The 18,475-nt window shown below is 58.2% G+C and carries 12 protein-coding genes and 3 pseudogenes; 9 read left to right on the top strand and 6 right to left on the bottom strand.

Annotated elements, in window-relative coordinates; genetic code table 11:
• Positions 1-59: 59 nt before the first annotated feature.
• Positions 60-1,277 (bottom strand): MFS transporter, encoded by a 1,218-nt coding sequence (locus EL22_RS00700; protein WP_050049684.1) that lies wholly within the window; start codon positions 1,275-1,277, stop codon positions 60-62.
• A gap of 1,729 nt (positions 1,278-3,006) precedes the next feature.
• Here EL22_RS00700 and EL22_RS00695 point away from each other — a divergent pair.
• Positions 3,007-3,450: a low molecular weight phosphatase family protein gene (locus EL22_RS00695; RefSeq protein WP_050049683.1), complete on the top strand. Its 444-nt coding sequence runs from the start codon at positions 3,007-3,009 to the stop codon at positions 3,448-3,450.
• 64 nt (positions 3,451-3,514) lie between these two features.
• Here EL22_RS00695 and EL22_RS00690 read toward each other — a convergent pair whose 3' ends face one another.
• Complete coding sequence (locus EL22_RS00690) at positions 3,515-3,856, bottom strand: hypothetical protein (protein ID WP_050049682.1); 342 nt, start codon at positions 3,854-3,856, stop codon at positions 3,515-3,517.
• 222 nt (positions 3,857-4,078) lie between these two features.
• Between EL22_RS00690 and EL22_RS00685 the strand changes: the two genes are divergently transcribed.
• Complete coding sequence (locus tag EL22_RS00685) at positions 4,079-4,603, top strand: winged helix-turn-helix transcriptional regulator (RefSeq protein WP_050049681.1); 525 nt, start codon at positions 4,079-4,081, stop codon at positions 4,601-4,603.
• 125 nt (positions 4,604-4,728) lie between these two features.
• Here EL22_RS00685 and EL22_RS15800 read toward each other — a convergent pair whose 3' ends face one another.
• The 3 genes from EL22_RS15800 to EL22_RS00670 form a co-directional block, all read right to left on the bottom strand.
• A complete protein-coding gene (locus EL22_RS15800) occupies positions 4,729-5,412 on the bottom strand; it encodes an HAD-IA family hydrolase (protein ID WP_082146630.1) in 684 nt (227 codons plus the stop codon).
• 148 nt (positions 5,413-5,560) lie between these two features.
• Positions 5,561-6,853, bottom strand: coding sequence for an oligopeptide/dipeptide ABC transporter ATP-binding protein (locus tag EL22_RS00675; protein WP_231587847.1), 1,293 nt, complete (start codon positions 6,851-6,853; stop codon positions 5,561-5,563).
• Between the two features lie 1,203 nt (positions 6,854-8,056).
• A complete protein-coding gene (locus tag EL22_RS00670) occupies positions 8,057-8,821 on the bottom strand; it encodes an SDR family NAD(P)-dependent oxidoreductase (RefSeq protein WP_050049687.1) in 765 nt (254 codons plus the stop codon).
• 182 nt (positions 8,822-9,003) lie between these two features.
• Between EL22_RS00670 and EL22_RS00665 the strand changes: the two genes are divergently transcribed.
• The 3 genes and pseudogenes from EL22_RS00665 to EL22_RS18900 all read left to right on the top strand — a co-directional run bounded on the left by EL22_RS00665 (position 9,004) and on the right by EL22_RS18900 (position 12,993).
• On the top strand, positions 9,004-10,818 hold the full coding sequence (locus EL22_RS00665; RefSeq protein WP_050049679.1) for an ABC transporter substrate-binding protein: 1,815 nt from the start codon (positions 9,004-9,006) through the stop codon (positions 10,816-10,818).
• A 145-nt stretch (positions 10,819-10,963) separates the two neighbouring features.
• Positions 10,964-12,786, top strand: a pseudogene (locus EL22_RS00660) (ABC transporter substrate-binding protein).
• A gap of 75 nt (positions 12,787-12,861) precedes the next feature.
• Complete coding sequence (locus tag EL22_RS18900; protein WP_255349650.1) at positions 12,862-12,993, top strand: hypothetical protein; 132 nt, start codon at positions 12,862-12,864, stop codon at positions 12,991-12,993.
• Positions 12,994-14,002: 1,009 nt separating this feature from the next.
• Here the strand turns inward: EL22_RS18900 and EL22_RS15795 are convergent.
• Positions 14,003-14,134, bottom strand: a pseudogene (locus tag EL22_RS15795) (SDR family NAD(P)-dependent oxidoreductase); the annotation flags it as partial.
• 508 nt (positions 14,135-14,642) lie between these two features.
• On the opposite strand from EL22_RS15795, the pseudogene EL22_RS00655 reads away from it, so the two are divergent.
• The 4 genes and pseudogenes from EL22_RS00655 to EL22_RS00640 form a co-directional block, all read left to right on the top strand.
• A pseudogene (locus EL22_RS00655) lies at positions 14,643-15,071 on the top strand (ABC transporter substrate-binding protein); the annotation flags it as partial.
• A 382-nt stretch (positions 15,072-15,453) separates the two neighbouring features.
• On the top strand, positions 15,454-16,380 hold the full coding sequence (locus EL22_RS00650; protein ID WP_050049678.1) for a hypothetical protein: 927 nt from the start codon (positions 15,454-15,456) through the stop codon (positions 16,378-16,380).
• Positions 16,381-16,481: 101 nt separating this feature from the next.
• Positions 16,482-17,306, top strand: coding sequence for a biotin/lipoate A/B protein ligase family protein (locus tag EL22_RS00645; protein WP_050049677.1), 825 nt, complete (start codon positions 16,482-16,484; stop codon positions 17,304-17,306).
• Positions 17,307-17,431: 125 nt separating this feature from the next.
• Positions 17,432-18,301 carry a deoxyribonuclease IV gene (locus tag EL22_RS00640; RefSeq protein WP_050049676.1) on the top strand — a complete coding sequence of 290 codons (870 nt, stop codon included), beginning with the start codon at positions 17,432-17,434 and terminating at the stop codon, positions 18,299-18,301.
• Positions 18,302-18,475: the final 174 nt, after the last annotated feature.

The raw sequence follows: 18,475 nt of genomic DNA, 5'->3' as shown, positions 1-18,475 counted from the left end.
TCTCGGTACTGTTCCCGACTCTGTGAGGGATCGAGACTAGAACAGGAGAGTGGTCCGAATTATCCACGCCCACCTGCCAATTGGGTGGCCTCTGGAAGCGATCGCAGCAACAACATCGCGCTCGTGCCCACTAGTGGGCCCACAACGAGCGGGATGAAAGCCCACCGCCACCCGACCACGCTCTGCACTACGGGGATCAACTGGATGGAGGCGATGGTGATGAGAAATCCGATGGCGGTCTGAAGCGTCAGTGCAGAGCCGACGTAACTCTTGTCGGCCAGTTCAGAGATGGCCGCGGAAAATTGTGCAGAGTCTGCGACGATGAAGAATCCCCAGACGAGGACGAAAGGGACGACGACGACCAGTGACGATCCGAAGACGAGACCAGCGAGGAGGCAGGCGGTGCCGAAGACGCCCATCGAGACGCTCGTCACCAGCGACCGCCCCCAGCGATCGGCAGCCGAACCCGCGAGCCAGGCTCCCACGCCGCCGACCGCGATGGTTCCGAACGCAAGCAGTGCCGCGACTTGTTCGGCGTTGGCCGTCCCGCTGGCCTCGAGGCTGGCCGCGAGATAGACCGGTATCCACGTCCAGACCGCGTACAGTTCCCACATGTGACCGAAATAGCCGGTGTTTGCCAGGACGACACCGCGGTCGGTTACGATACGCCAGATTGCGCTCGGATCGAATGGGGACGTCTCGGGCTGGTACGGCCCACTCTCGTATGCGAGGACGAGAAGCCCACCGAGGGCCGCGAGCCCTGCGGTCCCGTAGAGGACGAGGTCGGGTTGACCGATGCCACCGACCGCCCGAATGAGATGTGGGGATGCCGAACCGACGGTGAGCGCGCCGACGAGGACACCGATAGCGAGCCCGCGCCCCTCGTCGAACCACGCGGCCATCATCTTCATCCCGGTCGGATAGACGCCCGCGAGGGTGACGCCGGTGACGAAACGGAGGCCGATCGCCGGGAGACCACTCGAGACGAATCCGGCGATGAGTGCCGTCGCACCCGCGCCGGCGAGTGCCGACCCTGCGAAGAGGTACCGAGGACGGACCACGTCGGCGATGGTGAGCGTTGCTGACAGCAATGCGCCGACGACGAACCCCAGTTGGACGGCGTTGGTCAGCCACGCCGTCTCGCCAGCGGAAAGGTGCCACATCTCGGCCAGTTCAGGGCCGACCGCTGTCCCGCTAAACCACAGCGTCATCGCAAACGACTCCGCAATCCCGACCAAGATGAGTGCTCGCCACTTTCCGTTAGCGATGGTGCCCATTCGTTACCAATCGATGAAATTAAACGGAGATTAAATTTTGGATCTGCTCGATGGCCGTATCTCGAACCGGTGCGAGGTCCCAAGCAATCGCCGAGAGTCCGCAATCGAATCGAGCGAGTCGCGGTTCTGTCGAAAGTTCGACTCGAGCTTGTTTCGGAAGGCAACGATATCTAACCGTTCAGCCCCTTTCAAACCGGTATATGTCTCCTCCCGAGGCTTCTGTCAGAAACAACAGGTGCGATAGGTGAAATAGCTGCAATAGGTGTGGTAGATTTAATAGGTGCAATAGTAAGAACGGTTAGCTCGTCTATTGTACTCATCCTATCTATTGTGCCTATTTTACCTATTGTACCTAACCTCTCTATTGCGTCTATTATCTCTATTGTAGCTACCTCACCTGGCTCGCCCGTCCCATCTGTTGTATCTAGCTCATCTCTATACGCTACTCCAGCTATCTAGTATGTCTTTTCTATCGCCTCTATTTTAACTGGTGTCCCTCTCTCTTCTATGGGATCTGTTTTTCTACTGTGCTTCCCTTGTCTTTTCATGGTGTGTTTCCTGATTGCTCGGCGGTTATCTCTTCGACTACCGGATTTCGAGTCCTGCTTTAGCCACCTATTCTATTGTATATATTGGTGCTATTGTAGCTATTGTAGCTATTGTATCTGGCTTGCCTATTCTACCTATTGTGTCTGTACAACTCTAATTTGGTCCCCTGTGTATGAGCCATTCCGAAGTTGAATGAGAGATCACCCGCGTGCGTGTGGTAAGATAGGGTGCTTTTCTCAACTGTTGGTCCGTTCCTCGAGCTGACCGTGGGGATACGGTCGTCCGATCGCTCGAGTCGTATCCGATTTGGGTGACTCGTGGTCGAGCAAATCTGGTGCGTGGTCGTCGAAATGTCTACCGACTCACTGAATGCTGGCCACTTCTGAATCAGGTTCCTGACGATCGCCTCAGTTGTCGGTACCGTGGCATTGGTGGTTGACGGTTCTTGCCTAGTACCGCTCGAGTCCGTGGTTGGCCCGATACTGTGTCGCGTCTCTATCACGGGAGTGGTCGGGATCATTCCAGAGAGGTCTGGGCCAGTAGACCCGACATCACTCTGGGGGTAGTCGTGATAGCTACGATAGGTGGCTGGTGTGCAATAGCTTGGGTAGCTATTCTACGCGAGGTAGCTATTATGAATGCATACGTTTTCTCGAGGAGTACCCTGCCGCGCGAACACGTTCCCTACTGACCGGTCGTCAGGTAGCCGAAGTCTTTCGTCGTCCTCTATTTTGGATTCCGCCGTCTCCACTGGATCAGCGCTTTTCCCATTGGGTATCTAATCTCGTGAGAACTCTTTTCAACTAGGCTGTCCTTTCTCGGTGGAACCTAACTGGCGAGAGTATCGTGGGTGAGGGTCGCCCGACGACCGCTCTCTGATGAAATATATCCTATGGCGCTATATCTTTGGTACGGCGGGGGTAGATCCTAACAGAGAAAGGGATGATCTCGCGTCCATTCGGGCGAGCGAAGGTCTGTACCCGGGCAGAACGTGGGCTTCCAACGGCTCAAACCGCTGCCTCCATCGATACCGAGGCGCTTTCGGCGTTCGAAACGACGTGAACCGGCCGTCTCGGTGAGAACCGTTTCAGAGGGTATCAATTTCGTTCGGTCCGACGGATCGTCTCCTCGTCACATAAGAACGCAATTGATAGGCGGTGACTGCGCACGCGTATTCACTATGCCTATCGACACTGCGTCGAGCGGTCCGACTCGTATCGCCTTCGTGTGCGTTCAGAACGCTGGCCGCTCCCAGCTGTCGACCGCGTTCGCAGAACGCGAGCGAGCGCGACGCGGCCTCGAGGACCGCGTCGAGATCCTGACCGGTGGAACGCATCCGGCTGACTACGTTCACGAGCAGGTGATCGAAGTGATGGACGAAGCGGGGTTCGATATTTCTGATAGAACACCGCGCGAGATTACGAGCGAGGAGGTACGCTCCTGCGATTACGTCGCGACGATGGGCTGTTCGACGCTCGATGTCGGATCGATTGGAACTCAGGTCGATATCCGTGACTGGAACCTCGCTGATCCTGACGGGCAGGACCTTGATCGGGTACGAACCATTCGAGACGACATCGAGCGTCGAGTCACCGCACTCTTCGACGAGCTAACGTCCGTCTGAAAAGCGGACCCCAGCAGGTGTGCACCCCTTCTCGTATACTCGAGCGGTCCCCCAACCCAGTCTGTTAGTCTCCAAAGGAGTATCTCTCCGTTTTTGTCCCGCTTTGATAGACGACGTAGAGTACCGTCACCGCGATGAGGAAATCGATGGTGTGTCCGGCGAGGTGGTGGACGGTCATCGGTACCAGACCGAAGACGGTGCCGAGCCCGACGACCGATCGACCGACGAGCAGTCCGAGGACGACCGTGATCAGTAGATACCGGGTCGTTCCTCGTCTCGAGTACGCGAGAAGGCCGGCACCGAACAGCACGACCGTCCCGACGGCCGCGAGGAGGATTATCGCGATGAGAACCGGCGCTAGCTGTGGGTTTAGCCACGCGTTGTCGAACGCACCAAATACGAGCATACGGCTCTATCACGGATTAGTTGGAACGCTATCTATATGCTTCGGTGGCAGTGATCGGGAGAAACAGAGCAGGCGAGGGTTGTTCTGTACGTCACGCCGAGAGGACAGTAGCGCCTACGAATATCACCGGTTCTTAGTTATCAGGAACGGTCGGAAGGGGTTATACTGTCTGAATAGGGATCTGTAATAACTGCGCCATTCCAACCGATTTCGATCAATACAATGACCGACACTCGCCAACAGATACGAAGACAGGTCCATGCGAACGCCGGAATCCATTTCAACGAACTCGTCAGAGAGTCAGATTTCGCAACCGGACAGGTCCAGTACCACATTCGCCGATTGATCGATGAAGGGCAGCTGGTCCGAAGCGAATTCTACGGCCGAACCCACTATTACCCGCCGGAATACGACGACTGGGAGCGTGAAACGTTAGCGCTGTTCCGTCGCGAGACGGTCCGCGAGATCGTCGTTTACCTCATTGAACACGGCTCGGCTACTCCCGGTGAGATCACCGAGACACTCGATATCGCTCGAAGCACCCTCGAGCACCACGTCGACCGGCTCCTCGCTCACGAGGTTATCGAAAAACGGTACGATCAGCACCAGCATGTCACCCTGCGGCTCACGGATCCGGATCGGATCGGTCCGTTACTGTCGGTGGTCTCTCCGACAGTCCCCGACCGCTTCGTCGATCGGTTCACGAGACTCGTCGATGGACTGCTCGAGTCATCTTCTCCCGAATAAGGAGACCACAGTGTCCAAGGACTGACCGAGCGAGACAACCTACGATGTGCCTTCTTAGAAACGTTCGATAAGTCTTCTAACATTCACCAACTCATATATTGCACGTTACCATGTAAGCGTGTGAGTCAGATTCCGAGCGTATCAGCGAACTCGTGGAACGTGTCTACTTCGAGGTCGGCGTCTCCCAGAATATCTTCCCACGTGTCGTCGCCCCGGTTGAGCCACACGCCTTGCATACCAGTATGCATCGCGCCGAGAACGTCGTTCCACGACGCTGTCACGTGGGCGATTTCGGTTACTGGCGTGCCGGTCTGTACTGCTGCGTGGCGATAGAGACGCGGATCGGGTTTGTAGAAACCGACGTCGCTCGCGCTGATAGTCCCAGAGATGTGATCACCGATTCCGGCCGATTCGATCATATCATCCAACATAGCTTGGTCACCGTTGGATAACACGTACACTTCGTACCCCGCATCAGTTAGCCGTTCGAGTCCCGGCGGCACATCATCGAAGGCCGGTCGGTTTTCCCACGGGCTGAGCATTTCTTCTCGTTCGCTTTCAGGGACATCTATTTCCAATCGCTCGATAGTGTAGTCTAACGCCCTCTCATATTTTTCTCTACAGGATCGAAACTCACCCAGCATTGTGCCGACTAACCCATACCGGGTAGCTCTCGTGCCCCAGATGCGAGCCGCCTCTTCTGGATCGTCGGCGTATCCCTCGAATACCTCCGGAGTAGAAAGTTGGTGCACTAGAGTTGTAAATGAATCTGTCAACACCGTGCTCACTTGGCTTGATTCGAACGTCATCCGTGTGACCGGACACGGCGGCTGATGTTAAAACCGCCGGAGGGAACGATATTGTAGCCTATTGCCGGTGTCTAACGGGAACTCGGCGCTAACTCTCCTTCCGCAAGAAGTGAACGAAAGTAGTCGTGAGCGAGTAGCATAGGGCAGTTCACCGCGAGAGATTGTCTGCAAGCTCAGTTTCATCGAGGTGACATGCGATCTGATGTGTCTCCCCGTCGTCGGTTTCGATTGTTTCGAGTTCTGGCTCTTCTTGCTTACATTTTTCACCCATGTACTGCGGACAACGGGTATGGAACGGACACCCGCTAGGTGGATCACGGGGGCTTGGAACGTCTCCCTCGAGTCGAATCCGGTCTGACTTCTGATTCGGGTCTGGATCCGGATTTGCTGAAAGGAGCGCTCGAGTGTACGGATGATATGGGGGTTCGAAAATAGATTCCTGTGACCCCACTTCCACGATCTCTCCGAGATACATGACCGCAATCCTGTCGCTGATGTGTTTTACGACGCTCAGGTCGTGACTGATAAACAGGTACGACGAATTATATTCTTCCCGAAGCGTCGAGAGTAGATTTAGTATGGTGGCCTGAACGCTCACATCGAGTGAACTTACTGGCTCGTCGAGTACGATAAACGCAGGTTGTGCAGCGAATGCCCGCGCGATTGCAACACGCTGTTTCTCTCCGCCTGATAGTTCGTGTGGGTACCGTGAAGCGTAGTTGCTGTCAAGACCAACCTGATCTAACAATTCATTCATCCGATCGTGACGTTCGTCATTGTCACCATCAGCGAGCAATTTCAGCGAGCGGTTCAATTGATTGCCGATCCGTTTACGAGGGTTGAGGCTGGAATGGGGATTTTGAAAGACAATCTGTACATTCGAACGGAATTCTTGGAGATCGGAACCACTTAGATCGTCTACATTTTCCCCGCGAAACATTACTTTGCCATCAGTAATATCGAGCAATTTGAGAAGGCTCTCTCCAAGAGTGCTTTTTCCACAGCCGCTTTCACCGACCAGTCCAAGTGTTTCTCCCTTGTTCACGGTTAAATCGACTCCATCGACTGCTTTGACAGGTGGTTCACTCCCGAATATTTGATCAAAGAACGTATTTTCGCCGAAATATTTTTTCACATCCGCAGCCTTGACCAACTCTTCGTTATTTGTCGATGTACTCGATTGATCGGGTTCTATATCCGGTTTGATCGGGTCCGTAACTGCATCTTTCCAACGCCGACACCGTGTCTGATGGTTCGGTTTCCCATCAATCACTTCCATGTCAACATCCTCGGCGCTACAATCACTTTCTGCTAGTTCGCATCTCTCTGCGAAGATACATCCATCTGAAATCTCGGTCAGGTCTGGTATTTTTCCTGAGATCGGGTTCAACTCGCGATCTTCTCTCACTCGAGGAATGGCGGCGAGGAGTCCCTGTGTCACCACTGTGTCCGCTGTTATCTCTGCCGGATTGACACCACTGTGTCCGCTGTTGTCGTTCCGTCGGGTTTTGCTCCCAGATCTTCCGGTCCGTCCGAAATTTCGCTCCCAACTTCGAGAATAACAGCGGACGAAGTGGTGTCTGACGGCATCGAACGGGTAGGTTCGATTCGGTTACTAGTAGCGCCAGTTCCTACGAAGCACACCGGTCGAATAGCGGAGGCTGAACTGACTTCGAAAGTGCCCTCAATCCCCTGAAATGCCTTACCCCCCTCTGGAAAGACGAATTAATTCTCCGAAAACTAGTCCGTCTGAGACCTCCGAAAACTAGTCCGTCTGAGAAAAACCGTGTGATACTGGTGACTTTCCCTCGAGTCTCGAACCGTTCCTGTGTATCGAACGACACTGCGACTGTAAGTCACCTATTTCCGTCCGATACACACGCTTAGAGCTGATGTCCGCGGGTAGTCCGTGGCACCCCGGAAGGCTGTTTCGAGTGATCACGCGAGCTACTTTGTGTAATGGTACCACGTAAAGCGTTCGCTTGTCGGGAACGGCCATCGGAGATTCGTCGCTCCTGTCGGCTGTGTCTGATCGACCCATTCTCCTGATCACCCGGTTTCGAACGGGTTTCTCCAGCGCCGGATGCGTCTTTCGGAACCGTTCGTTCGAGTTAGAAATCCGTCCACAGATCGTATTTACTCGCCGAACACTTCGATACTGACTCTGTCGAGTCACGAAAACGATTCACACAGCGGTTTTACCGGGTATTCTTCGTCGTCGGTTCCGAGCCACCGATTCTCCCCCACATTATTTACAATTGTACCTACGTAAAGGAGTTTTACACAGGTACTGTCGTAATGTTCCCGTGCAGGGAACAGATGGTTGGTCGTAAACGAGTAACTCCACTTCAGGAGGTCCGCCGGATTCGTTCTGTCGACTAAAAGGGTGGTTAGCTGCTCTTGTGCCGTTTCTCGTGAACCAAAACCATTGGAAATAGCTAGAAAAAATATTTATAATTGGTTGTGTTTGTCACAGTTGCAGTACAATGAAGCAGACACGACGAACCTATCTGAAAGGAACGGCAGCATCGACTGCTCTTGTGCCGTTTCTCGTGAACCAAAACCATTGGAAATAGCTAGAAAAAAGACGTTCGCCAGTCGTCCGGTTTCCGGGCTCCGATTTCGATTCCGCAGACTCCTTCGCTTACTCGTCCGGTCCCCAGGCGTTTGCCATCCAGCCGCCGTCCGCGCGGAGAACCTCGCCGGTGAGGTAGTGATCGCCGCCGGCCAGAAACTCGACGCAGTTCGCGATCTCTTCGGTCGTCCCGAATCGGCCGAGCGGGGCCCGCTTTCGAACGTCTTCGTCGGTGTATCCCGCCGCGTCCTGAGTCTGTTCGGTGATATCGGTCCGAACGAATCCCGGCGCGAGCGCGTTGACGTGCACGTCGTGTTCGGCCAACTCCACGGCGAAGACTCTGGTCAAATTGTTCACGCCGGCCTTCGAGGCGCAGTAGGGCGCACGCTGTGCGAACCCCTGTTCGCCGATCATACTGCTGATGTTGACGATCTGCCCGCCGGTTCCCTGCGCAGCCATTTGCTGGCCGGCCGCTTGCATGCCGAAGAAGACGCCGGTGAGGTTCACGTCGATCACCCGCTGCCAGTCTTCCGGTTCCATCTCGAGGGCGGGCCCGATAACGGTGTTTCCGGCGTTGTTCACCATGATGTCGAGCGAGCCGAACTCCTCGACTGCGCCGTCGACGAGGGCTTGGACCTCGGCTCGGTCGCTCATGTCGGCGCCGATGCCGACAGCAGTTCCACCGGCGTCGAGGAGCTCTTCCGCGACGGCAGTCGCGCGGGCTTCGTCTCGAGAGTTCGTGACGACGTTCGCTCCCTCTGTGGCGAAGCGCTCTGCGAGTGCTCTTCCGATACCTTTGCTCGAGCCGGTGACGATGACAGTGCTATCGTCCATGGGATACTGTGACTCTGGTGAACCGCCGATAAAACGTTTCGGTCCGGCGAGGCGCTCGGGATCCATTCGAACGCGAGGCCCGTTGTAGTCGATCTAACGTGTGCCGGCCGCGCTCGGACCGCCATTGGACCGCATTCTGCTCGGTCACCAACTTATAAATATTAGTTTGTGCACTATAGTATATGGCCAATGGTAACAACCACCAATATGGATGTCCGAGTCGACGAGATATTCTCGCGTACGGCGCTGCGGGCGGGTTCACGGCCGTCGCTGGCTGTTTGAGCGGCGGCAGCAACACCGACCGATTTCGAATGCTCGATGCGGAAACCGGCGGTGCACCCATGTCTCGAAGACACTGTAACCCCTGGAACCTCCAGCGTCGAGGGGCGTGGCATCCCGGCGCGCTCGTCTACGACCGTCCGGTCGCTTACAGCCCAGTCGCCGACGAGTCTTTCCCGCTGGTCGCGACCGACTGGGAGATGGTCGACGACACCACCCTCGAGGTCACGTTCAGCGACGAATGGACGTGGCACGACGGTGACCAGGTCGTCGCCGACGACTGGGTCATGCAGCTCCAGATCGCGCTCGCGATGCTGGAATTTCAGGCGGAAGACGGCGCGCGTCCCCACCAGTTCCTCGAGTCGGCCGAGGCCGTAGACGACCGAACCGCACGCGTCTCACTCTACGAACCGCTGCGGACTCCATACGCGATCCAGACCGCCGTTTCCGACCTCGTCGGCGACGAGAGTCGCGGTATCTTCACGAAACACACCGACGACCAGTGGGCCGACTGGCACCGGCGACTTCAGGACGCCGAGGGCGAGCAACGTGGTGCCGTCGTCGAGGAGATCACGACGACGAACTATCCGGCGCTCGAGGACGTGATCGGGAACGGCCCCTTCGAGGTCGCCGACGTGGGGGACACCGTCGCGGTCTTCGAGCGGTTCGACGATCACCCGAACGCCGACGCTCTCAACTTTAGCGAGTGTTCGATGCGCATCTTCGATGTCGAGAATCCGGTCCAACCGTACGCCAACGACGAGGTCGACGCCGCGCACATCGAGTTTCCGGTTGCGGACGATTCGAAGGGACAGCTCCCCGAAGAACACACGCTCGTTAGGGAGGACCTCTCGACGAACCTGTTGTTCGCGTTCAACTGCGGACACGATATCGATTTCGAGACGCCGTTCGACAGCGCGAACGTGCGTAAGGCCGTCTGTCACGTCTTCGACCGCCAGCAGGTCACTCAGCTCCTCGAGGGGGTCAATCGACTGTTCGACTGGCCGCCGTCTCGAGTGCCGGGCCCCGCTCTGGCCGACGGGTCACACGATGCCGTCGAGTGGGTGCAAGACTTCACGAAGTACGGGCGAAACGACACCGAACGCGCCGCCGAACTCCTCGAGCGCGAGGGGTTCGAGCGCGACGACGGCGCGTGGTACACGCCGGACGGTGGTCGATTCGAGGTCGACGTGATGAACGGCGCGGATCGAAAGGACATCGGGGTTCTCAAGCAAAATCTCGAGGATTTCGGTATCGCCGTCGAGCAGGAACAGGTCGACCCGGCGACGTTCGACGAGCGTCGCCACGCCGGCGAGTACCATCTGATGCCCGATATCTCGTCCGCGAACGGCGTCACCGCCATGTGGGGACTCGATCTGGTCCCCCGGTGGCTTCAGTCGATCGTTCACTTCGACCTTGAGGCCGAGATTCCGATGCCGGTCGGCGATCCGGAGGGCGAAAGCGGCACGAAGACGATCAACGTCGAAGAGCATATCCGCCAGTGGCAGGTCACCGGCGAGGACCAGTACCACCGGGAACTGCTGTGGTGGTGGAACCAGCACGTCCCGCAGATGGAGGCGATGTTCCAGCCGGACGCCGGCGCCTACAACGGCACCGACTGGACTCTCGAGGGGCCGGACGGTATCGTCGACGGCGTCGACGACGCGCTGTACCTCGTTCCGAAGATGGACGAAGCGACGATCGAATACACCGGGTAACGGTGGGTCGATCCCGTCGACGTTTCCTCGAGGCGGTGGTCGTTCACCTCCGCGCGACTCACCCGGAGCCCTCGATCCGAGACCTGTCGGCGACTTCATTGATCATTAGTTAACTATTTATATCACCTCCATCTCAGTATGGTGTATGCCAGAAGGTAACAACTGGCGGAATAGTGGAACGAGTCGGAGAGACTTCATCAAGTACGGGACAGCGGGTGGGGCCGCGCTCGTGGCGGGGTGTCTGAGCGATTCTGGCGGCGGCACGGATCGGTTCCGCGTCTTCGATCCGGAAACCAGCAGCGCCCTTCCGTCGGAGCGACACTGCAACCCGTGGAACCCCTCCCAGCGGGGAACGTGGCATCCGGGGGCGCTCATCTTCGATCGCCCGGTCATCTACAGCCCCTCGGAGGACGAGATCTATCCCCTGGTCGCGACCGACTGGGAGATGGTCGACGACACCACCCTCGAGTTCACGTTCAGCGAGGACTGGGTGTGGCACGACGGGGACCAGCTCGTGGCCGACGACTGGGTCATGCAGCTCCAGATCGCACTCGAGATTCTGGAATTTCAAGCGGAAGACGGCGAACGCCCCCACCAGTTCCTCGAATCGGCCGAGGCTCCCGACGCACAGACTGCACGGGTCAACCTTCACGATCCCCTGTCGGCGAAGGTCGCGGTGCAAAACGCGACGGCGGACCTCGTCGGCGACGAGAGCCGCGGTATCTTTACCAAGCACACCGACGACCAGTGGTCCGAGTGGCACGAACAGTTGCGAAACACGGAGGACGACGCCGAGATGGAAGCTCTCCTCGAGGAGATCACGACGGAGAAGTATCCGACCCTCGAAGACGCCGTCGGGAACGGGCCGTTCGAAGCCAGCGACCTCGGCGACCGCGTAATGCTCTTCGAGCGCTTCGACGATCATCCGAACGCGACGCGCTCAACTTTAGCGAGTACTCCTCGCACGTCTTCGAGAACAACAACCCGACCCAGCCGTACGTCAACGACGAGGTCGACGCCGCACACACGCAGTTCCCCGTCGAGGACGACGTCAAATCCCAACTCCCCGAGGGCCACACGCTCATCAAGGAAGGTTTCTCGACCAACAAACTGTTCGCGTTCAACTGCGGCCACGAGGTCGACTTCGAGACGCCGTTCGACAGCGCGAACGTGCGCAAGGCCGTCTGTCACGTCTTCGACCGCCAACAGGTCTCGCAGACGCTCGAGGGTGTCAACCGCCTCTTCGAGTGGCCGCCCTGTCGAGTACCAGGTAACGTGCTCGAAGAGGGCAGCCACGACGCCGCCGGTTGGGTCGAAGACTTCGAGCACTACGGACAGAACAATACCGAACGCGCTGCCGAGTACCTCGAGGAGGAAGGCTACGAACGGGACGGCGACGGAAACTGGATGACGCCGGACGGTGAACGATTCGAGATCAACGTCATGAACGGAGCGGATCGAAAGGACATCGGCGTCCTCAAGCAGAATCTCGAGGATTTCGGTATCGCCGTCGAGCAGGAGCAAGTCGACGACGCGACGTTCGACGAACGCCGCCAGTCAGGCGACTACCACATAATGCCCGACGGCTCCTCGGCTAACGGGGTACGAGCGCTCTGGGCACTGGATCTGGTCCCGAACTGGGTGCAGTCGATTACGCACTTCAACCCCGAAGTGGAGATCCCGATGCCGGTCGGCGATCCGGACGGGTCCGAGGGAACGAAGACGATCAACGTCGAAGAGCACATTCGCCAGTGGCAGGTCACCGACGAGGACCAGTACCACCGCGAACTGATGTGGTGGTGGAACCAGAACATTCCGGAGATGGAGGCGATGTTCCAGCCGGACGCCGGCGCGTACAACGCCGGAAACTGGTCCCTCGACGGGCCAGCGGGCGTTATCGACGGCACCGAAGACGCGCTGTACCTGCTTCCCAAAATGGCCGACGCGGACATGGAGTACAAGGGGTAATCGATCTCGAGTCGATTTCGCGGTCGCACCACGCTGCGTGCCAATCTTTATTATGGTCTCGACGAATACGGCTGTATGGGATTCCTTCAGGCGATCTCGCAGGTCGTTCTCGGCGTTAGCATCCTGTTTTTGCTCCTGCTCGCCTTTTCGTTCGCGGTCGTCGAGCCCGGAACCGACTCAGCGGCGATCGAACGGGAAAACGACTGATCCAGTCCCCTCTCTGTGTGGGGTGAAACCGCAACGGTTCCTGCGGTTGTGTCCGCACTAATGTAACAGTTAGAACACGTAGATACCGGGTTCGCAGCGCGGGTATCTATGACAGAACCGACGACCGTGTTACGTTGTCTGATACTGACCACTCGAGTGTCACAATTCTATACAATGGGTGGATAGACGCTGTCTCTCTGTTTTGCAGGCTATCCTGTGGTTCGCTCGCGTCGCGCTACCTCTCTTTTTATATTGGAGTGCTAAATGCTTTGCTGCCCTCCGACTCGAGGCACCGTTTCGACGTTCGGAGACTCCCCAGATGGCACTGTCTCGAATGAAATTAGACGGGCACGTCCCTCGTAGTGTTCTCGATCGGATTGGTCGACGGTACAGTCCCTGTGCGTTAGGGACTATCGGATCTGGTGATCGAGTGTTCAACCGTTGCGAAATCACGAGATGCAGTTCGCCGCCCCAGCAAAATAGATATAGCGCCATATACTATATGGGCTGCTCAACTCGTTGTCGATCCGCGTTTGATTCGAGCTCGAGCAGCTCATATCGGTGCGTGATTCGTTGCTGCACTCGAGACCGATCGAACTCCGTTTCACCACGGTTTCGTGGTGATTCGATAACGATGTGACGGCTTCAGTCGTTCACTCACAGACCTTCCTGCTAGTCGATTTGTCACTTGTCTGTATGTTTCTTTGGGTGTGTAGCCGTCGGTCGTACCTTCGTTGTCGTCTTCTCAGTGTCTTTCGAAATTTCGCAACTGGTACTTTCTCGTGCGTGCTCGAAGCGAGGTGTGCTATCAAATATCTATATAGTTTCGATTCTCATCGTTCTGTCTCGTATTTTGTCGAGCGATCTCCGAATCGCGTTCGCCGCTTCATCGTCCTTTAGACTAACCCAATCAGATTCCACTTTAGCATTCTAATATGATATATGATATCCTATGGTTCGAAGATTCGCTTTTCGCTGGAGGACAGGGATGTTTTCAATTCGATTGGTGCTCGCGGATGTCCGCGACGATCACCGTCGCGCCCGCGTCGCCGAAACGGCGAGCAACTTCCCGGCCGATGCCCGACGCGCCGCCGGTGACGATTACGGTCTCTTCATCGAAGTCGTACGAAATCGTTCCCATAGAACTAGCTGTCGTGACCACTCACATAAGTATTGCTTCGACCGGCCGTCGGTTCCGCGGTCGTACTACCAGAATGCGCGGACCGGGGAGTAGCCTGCGGTTTGGGGTGAGATCGGTGACGATTCCAGTGGAATCGATACCCACACCTACTGTACGGTACTTCGAGGACGGCGGTCTGAAGTTGAACCGTGGCCACTCCGAATAGTCGAGGCGCAGTTTACAGAGTGGCCGGAATAGCTCGGCAACGAAACCGAATCTACGTTTCGGCGAGCATACCGATCTATTTGCGCCCCGGTCGTTCTCCAAAACAAGTGTAATTAATTCATATAAAGAATGCAATTTGCTATTACAGAACGTATGATTTGTTTCCCGGAAGGACCCCATATACAGTAGTATGGTTGTAAAGAATTTTGGCCACCGACCGAGTAGTTCCCCCAGACACCAGTTGAGTGCCGAGTGAGACGCGTTCCGGGCGACGATTCGAAAATATGCCATGTAAACCTACAGCGACGAACCGGAGAAATTTTCACCGTATCTCATCGACGAGGGGACGAGTTTCAAGCAGTGGAACGATCTGCAAGTCTCCGATGCGCTCGCCGAAACCGGCGTGAAGGACTTCCACAGCGATCGCGGCGAGATCGACTACGAAACCCTTCACGAGATCGATCCCGAGGTTATCCTGCTTCGCGGCCTGGAAGATAAACCCGCCACGGAGTTCGAAGAGACAGTCCTCGCGTACATGCGAGATCACGCCGTCGCGAGCGATCTCACCGCCGTCGAAAACGGAGACGTCTATCGCGGCGGCCCGCTGTATCAGGGCCCGATCACGAACCTCGTCCTCACCGAACGCGCGGCACAGCAGGTCTACGACGTCGACGAGGAGTTGTTCGACCGCGAGCGGGTAAGCGACATCGTCAACGGCGACATAGCTGAATGACCGCCGAGCCAGATTCATCAGCGCCCTCGAGCAGTACATCGACCGTTCGGACCGAGCGCGCCGGCGTCTCCGCGGGCAGGAGCGACTGCTCGAACACGTCGACGACGAGCGGATCCTCGAGGCGGCACGGGAAATCACCGCGGATCGTGAGACAGACAGTTCGACTATCGGATAGTCGATCCGACGGCCGACAACGCTATTTATGCGATCTGGTCGTGTCGATTCGTTTCCCCGCCGCTGTATACCGGCTCTTCTCGAGGCAACCGGGCGGAAATGAGGATAGAGATAACATCGTCACTGCACCTGTCGGTCGATACGTCGAACAATCAAAGCAGTTATAATGTTTTAGGCTAGCCTAAAGCGTGAGGCGACAGCGAGACCAATGATCGGAACGACACTCGGAGACATCCGCCAGCACCTCGAGGCACTCGCCGAGGAGACGGGCCGCTACTATCTGGTCTGCGGACGGACCGGCGAACGTCCCTCACCCGCGATCGGACTTCGCTTCGAGAACAGACCGACGGCTCGAGCAGCCGCGCGGGCGACCGAACAGTACCGCGCGGCGCTTCGCCGATACGATCCACAACTGCCACGCTACGACGTAATCGTCTGCGAGAAAACCGATTCATCGACGCCGAGCGGATCCGAAACGGCGAGTACGGTACCCGCCCGAGACGCGACTGCGGGTCGCGAGACACCGCTTCCCCCGCCGGACGATCGGTCGGCGTCCGAGGAGTCGCTCGTCGATTTCTGTCACGCCATCGCGGGGGCGGTGTTCGAAACCGTCGCCGAATCGTCCCACCAGTCGGTCGAACGGGCGATCATGGACACCTACCTCGAGATCGCAGAGACGATCGAAACGCCGGACGAACTCTGCCTTCGACTCCTCGAGAGCATGGCGATCGAACTCGAGCGGCGACTCGACTCAGAGGCCCAAGCCGCAGTTCTGACGGCAGCGGCCGAACGACTGTCCTCGCCGCCCGCGGACGACGACCCCCTCGAGTTCGCGCTGTCTCGGCTGCAGTCGGTCACACTCTTCGATAGTTACACGCTCGAGCGAAACGCGCTCGAAAAGGAGGTTCAGACGCGCTCGTGGACGGTGACGCTGTCGGCGTACCCGCTCGGGCGGGCGGAGACGGGCGTCGTCACGCTTCCGCTGGCGATCGAACTGTTTCGCCACGCTCCCGAGTCGCCGATCTCGATTTCCCGGGCCGAACCGATCGACGGCTCATCGTCGACGTGGGAGCTCGTCCTGCAGACGTCGACCGACGAACGCCCGTCCGGACTGGTCAGCGTTCCGTCGGACTAGCGACTGGCGGCGGCCACGAATTCCGCTCGAGCGTCGTCCTGAATTCGTCGCGTGCGATCGCCTCCACAATCTCTAACACGGTTCCACTCGTCTCGAGAGGTATGACCGCGACGAATCTCGAAAGCCGGGACTGGCGGCTGATCAGGGACGACGCCCGCGACGGGGCGATGCAGATGTCCCTCGAGGAAGTCGCCGCCCGAACGGCCCTCGAGGACGACCTTCGAACGGTTCGCGTCTACTCGTGGGAGCCCGGAACGCTCTCGCTGGGGTACCGACAGGACGCCGAGACGGTCGACTGGGACTGGTGTGTAGAAAACGGCGTCGGCGTCACGCGCCGACAGACCGGCGGCGGCGGCATCTACCACGACGCGGTCGCCGACATCTCCTATACGATCGTCGCGCCCGCCGCGGAGGTACCTGGCGACCTCATGGAGTGTTACGACCTGTTTTGCGAGCCGATTCTCGAGGCGTTCGCCGAGATGGGCGTCGACGCCACCTTCGCCGAGTCCGAACGGGAGTCGATCTATCAACCGTCCTGTTACCTGCGAGATATCAACCCGGCCCACGACATCGTCGTCGACGGGGCGAAGATCAGCGGCAACGCTCAGTACCGACAGCGCGACGTCGTCATCCAGCACGGTTCGATCAGCTACAGCCTCGAGCCCGCGCGCCACGTCAGCGTCTTCGACACCGACCTCGAGGAAGCCACGTTTACGGATCGCGTGACGAGCATCCGCGAACAGACGGGTCTCGAGCGCAGTGAGGCGGTCGACGCGCTCGCCGACACGCTCGGCGCGTGGTGTGACGCCGAGGCGGGGTCGTGGCGAGACGACGAACTCGCGGCCGCCGAGGCACTCGCCGAGCGGAAGTTCGGCAGCGACGCGTGGGTGCGCGATCGCGAGGTACTCGAGGCGGGCGAACACTGATCGATCCGCGGCGCGTCGGTCGGCGGCTGGTTGGTTGGCGACAGGCTGGTTGGCGACAGGCTGGACGGCGGCAGGGACGAGATCGCTTCGGTATACCTATCACGAACCAGTACTGACGAGGGCCTATGAAGGTCGGCGCACACGTTTCGATTTCCGGATCGCGCGTTTCCTCCGACGACGAGACACCGCCCTACGACGACATCCGAAACGCGGTACACCGCCAGCTCGCCTTCGGCGGGAACTGCGGACAGGTGTTTACGACCTCGCCGCAGGTCTGGGCGCAACCAGAGATCAGCGAGGAAGCCGCCGAGGGGTTCAAAGAAGAGACCGACGACGAACTCGAGGGGCCGTGGGTCATCCACTCCGCGTATCTGGTCAACCTCTGTACGCCAAAGGAGGATCTGCGCCGAAAGTCAACGGAGAGCATGCAGGCCGAACTCGATGCGGCCGAACGCCTCGGCATTCCCTACGTAAACGTCCATCTGGGAGCCCACACCGGCGCTGGCGTCGAAGGCGGCCTCGACAACGCTGCTGGCGTCATCGACGACCTCGAGGTTCCCGAGGACGTGACGATACTCATCGAATCCGACGCGGGAAGCGGGACGAAACTCGGCGGCAAGTTCGCCCACCTCGCGGGGATCATCGACCGCACCGAGACCGACATCGGCATCTGCATCGACACCGCCCACACGCTGGTCGCGGGCAACGACCTCACCACGCCCGCGGCCGTCGACGAGACGATCGGCCGCTTCGACGACGAAGTTGGCCTCGAGTACCTCGAGTACATCCACCTGAACGACTCGAAACACGACGTGGGAACCCACAAGGACGAACACGCGCTCATCGGCGAGGGGTACATCGGCGAGGACGGCATGCGCGCCATCGTGAACCACCCGGACCTCCGGAACCTGCCGTTCGCACTCGAGACGCCGACCGAAGACGGCCGCGGCTTCGCGTGGAACATCGAGAAGGTCAAAGAACTCCGCGAGGACTAACGGCGATTCGCGGCGGCGCGGGACTAACGGCGAGTCCGTACAAACCGACGATGAGTCCGTGCAGATCGACGGCGAGTTCGTGCGAATCGAAGGTAAACTCACGCGGAACGACCGCAGACTCGAGACCGCCACAGCGAACTGGTGTCCGTCGCGGCGAACGTGTCGCGCCCGATG

It is taken from the genome of Halostagnicola sp. A56, assembly GCF_000691505.1.
Classification (GTDB): domain Archaea; phylum Halobacteriota; class Halobacteria; order Halobacteriales; family Natrialbaceae; genus Halostagnicola.
Note: the sequence above shows the minus strand (reverse complement) of the source record. Positions and strands in the feature narration are given on the sequence as shown.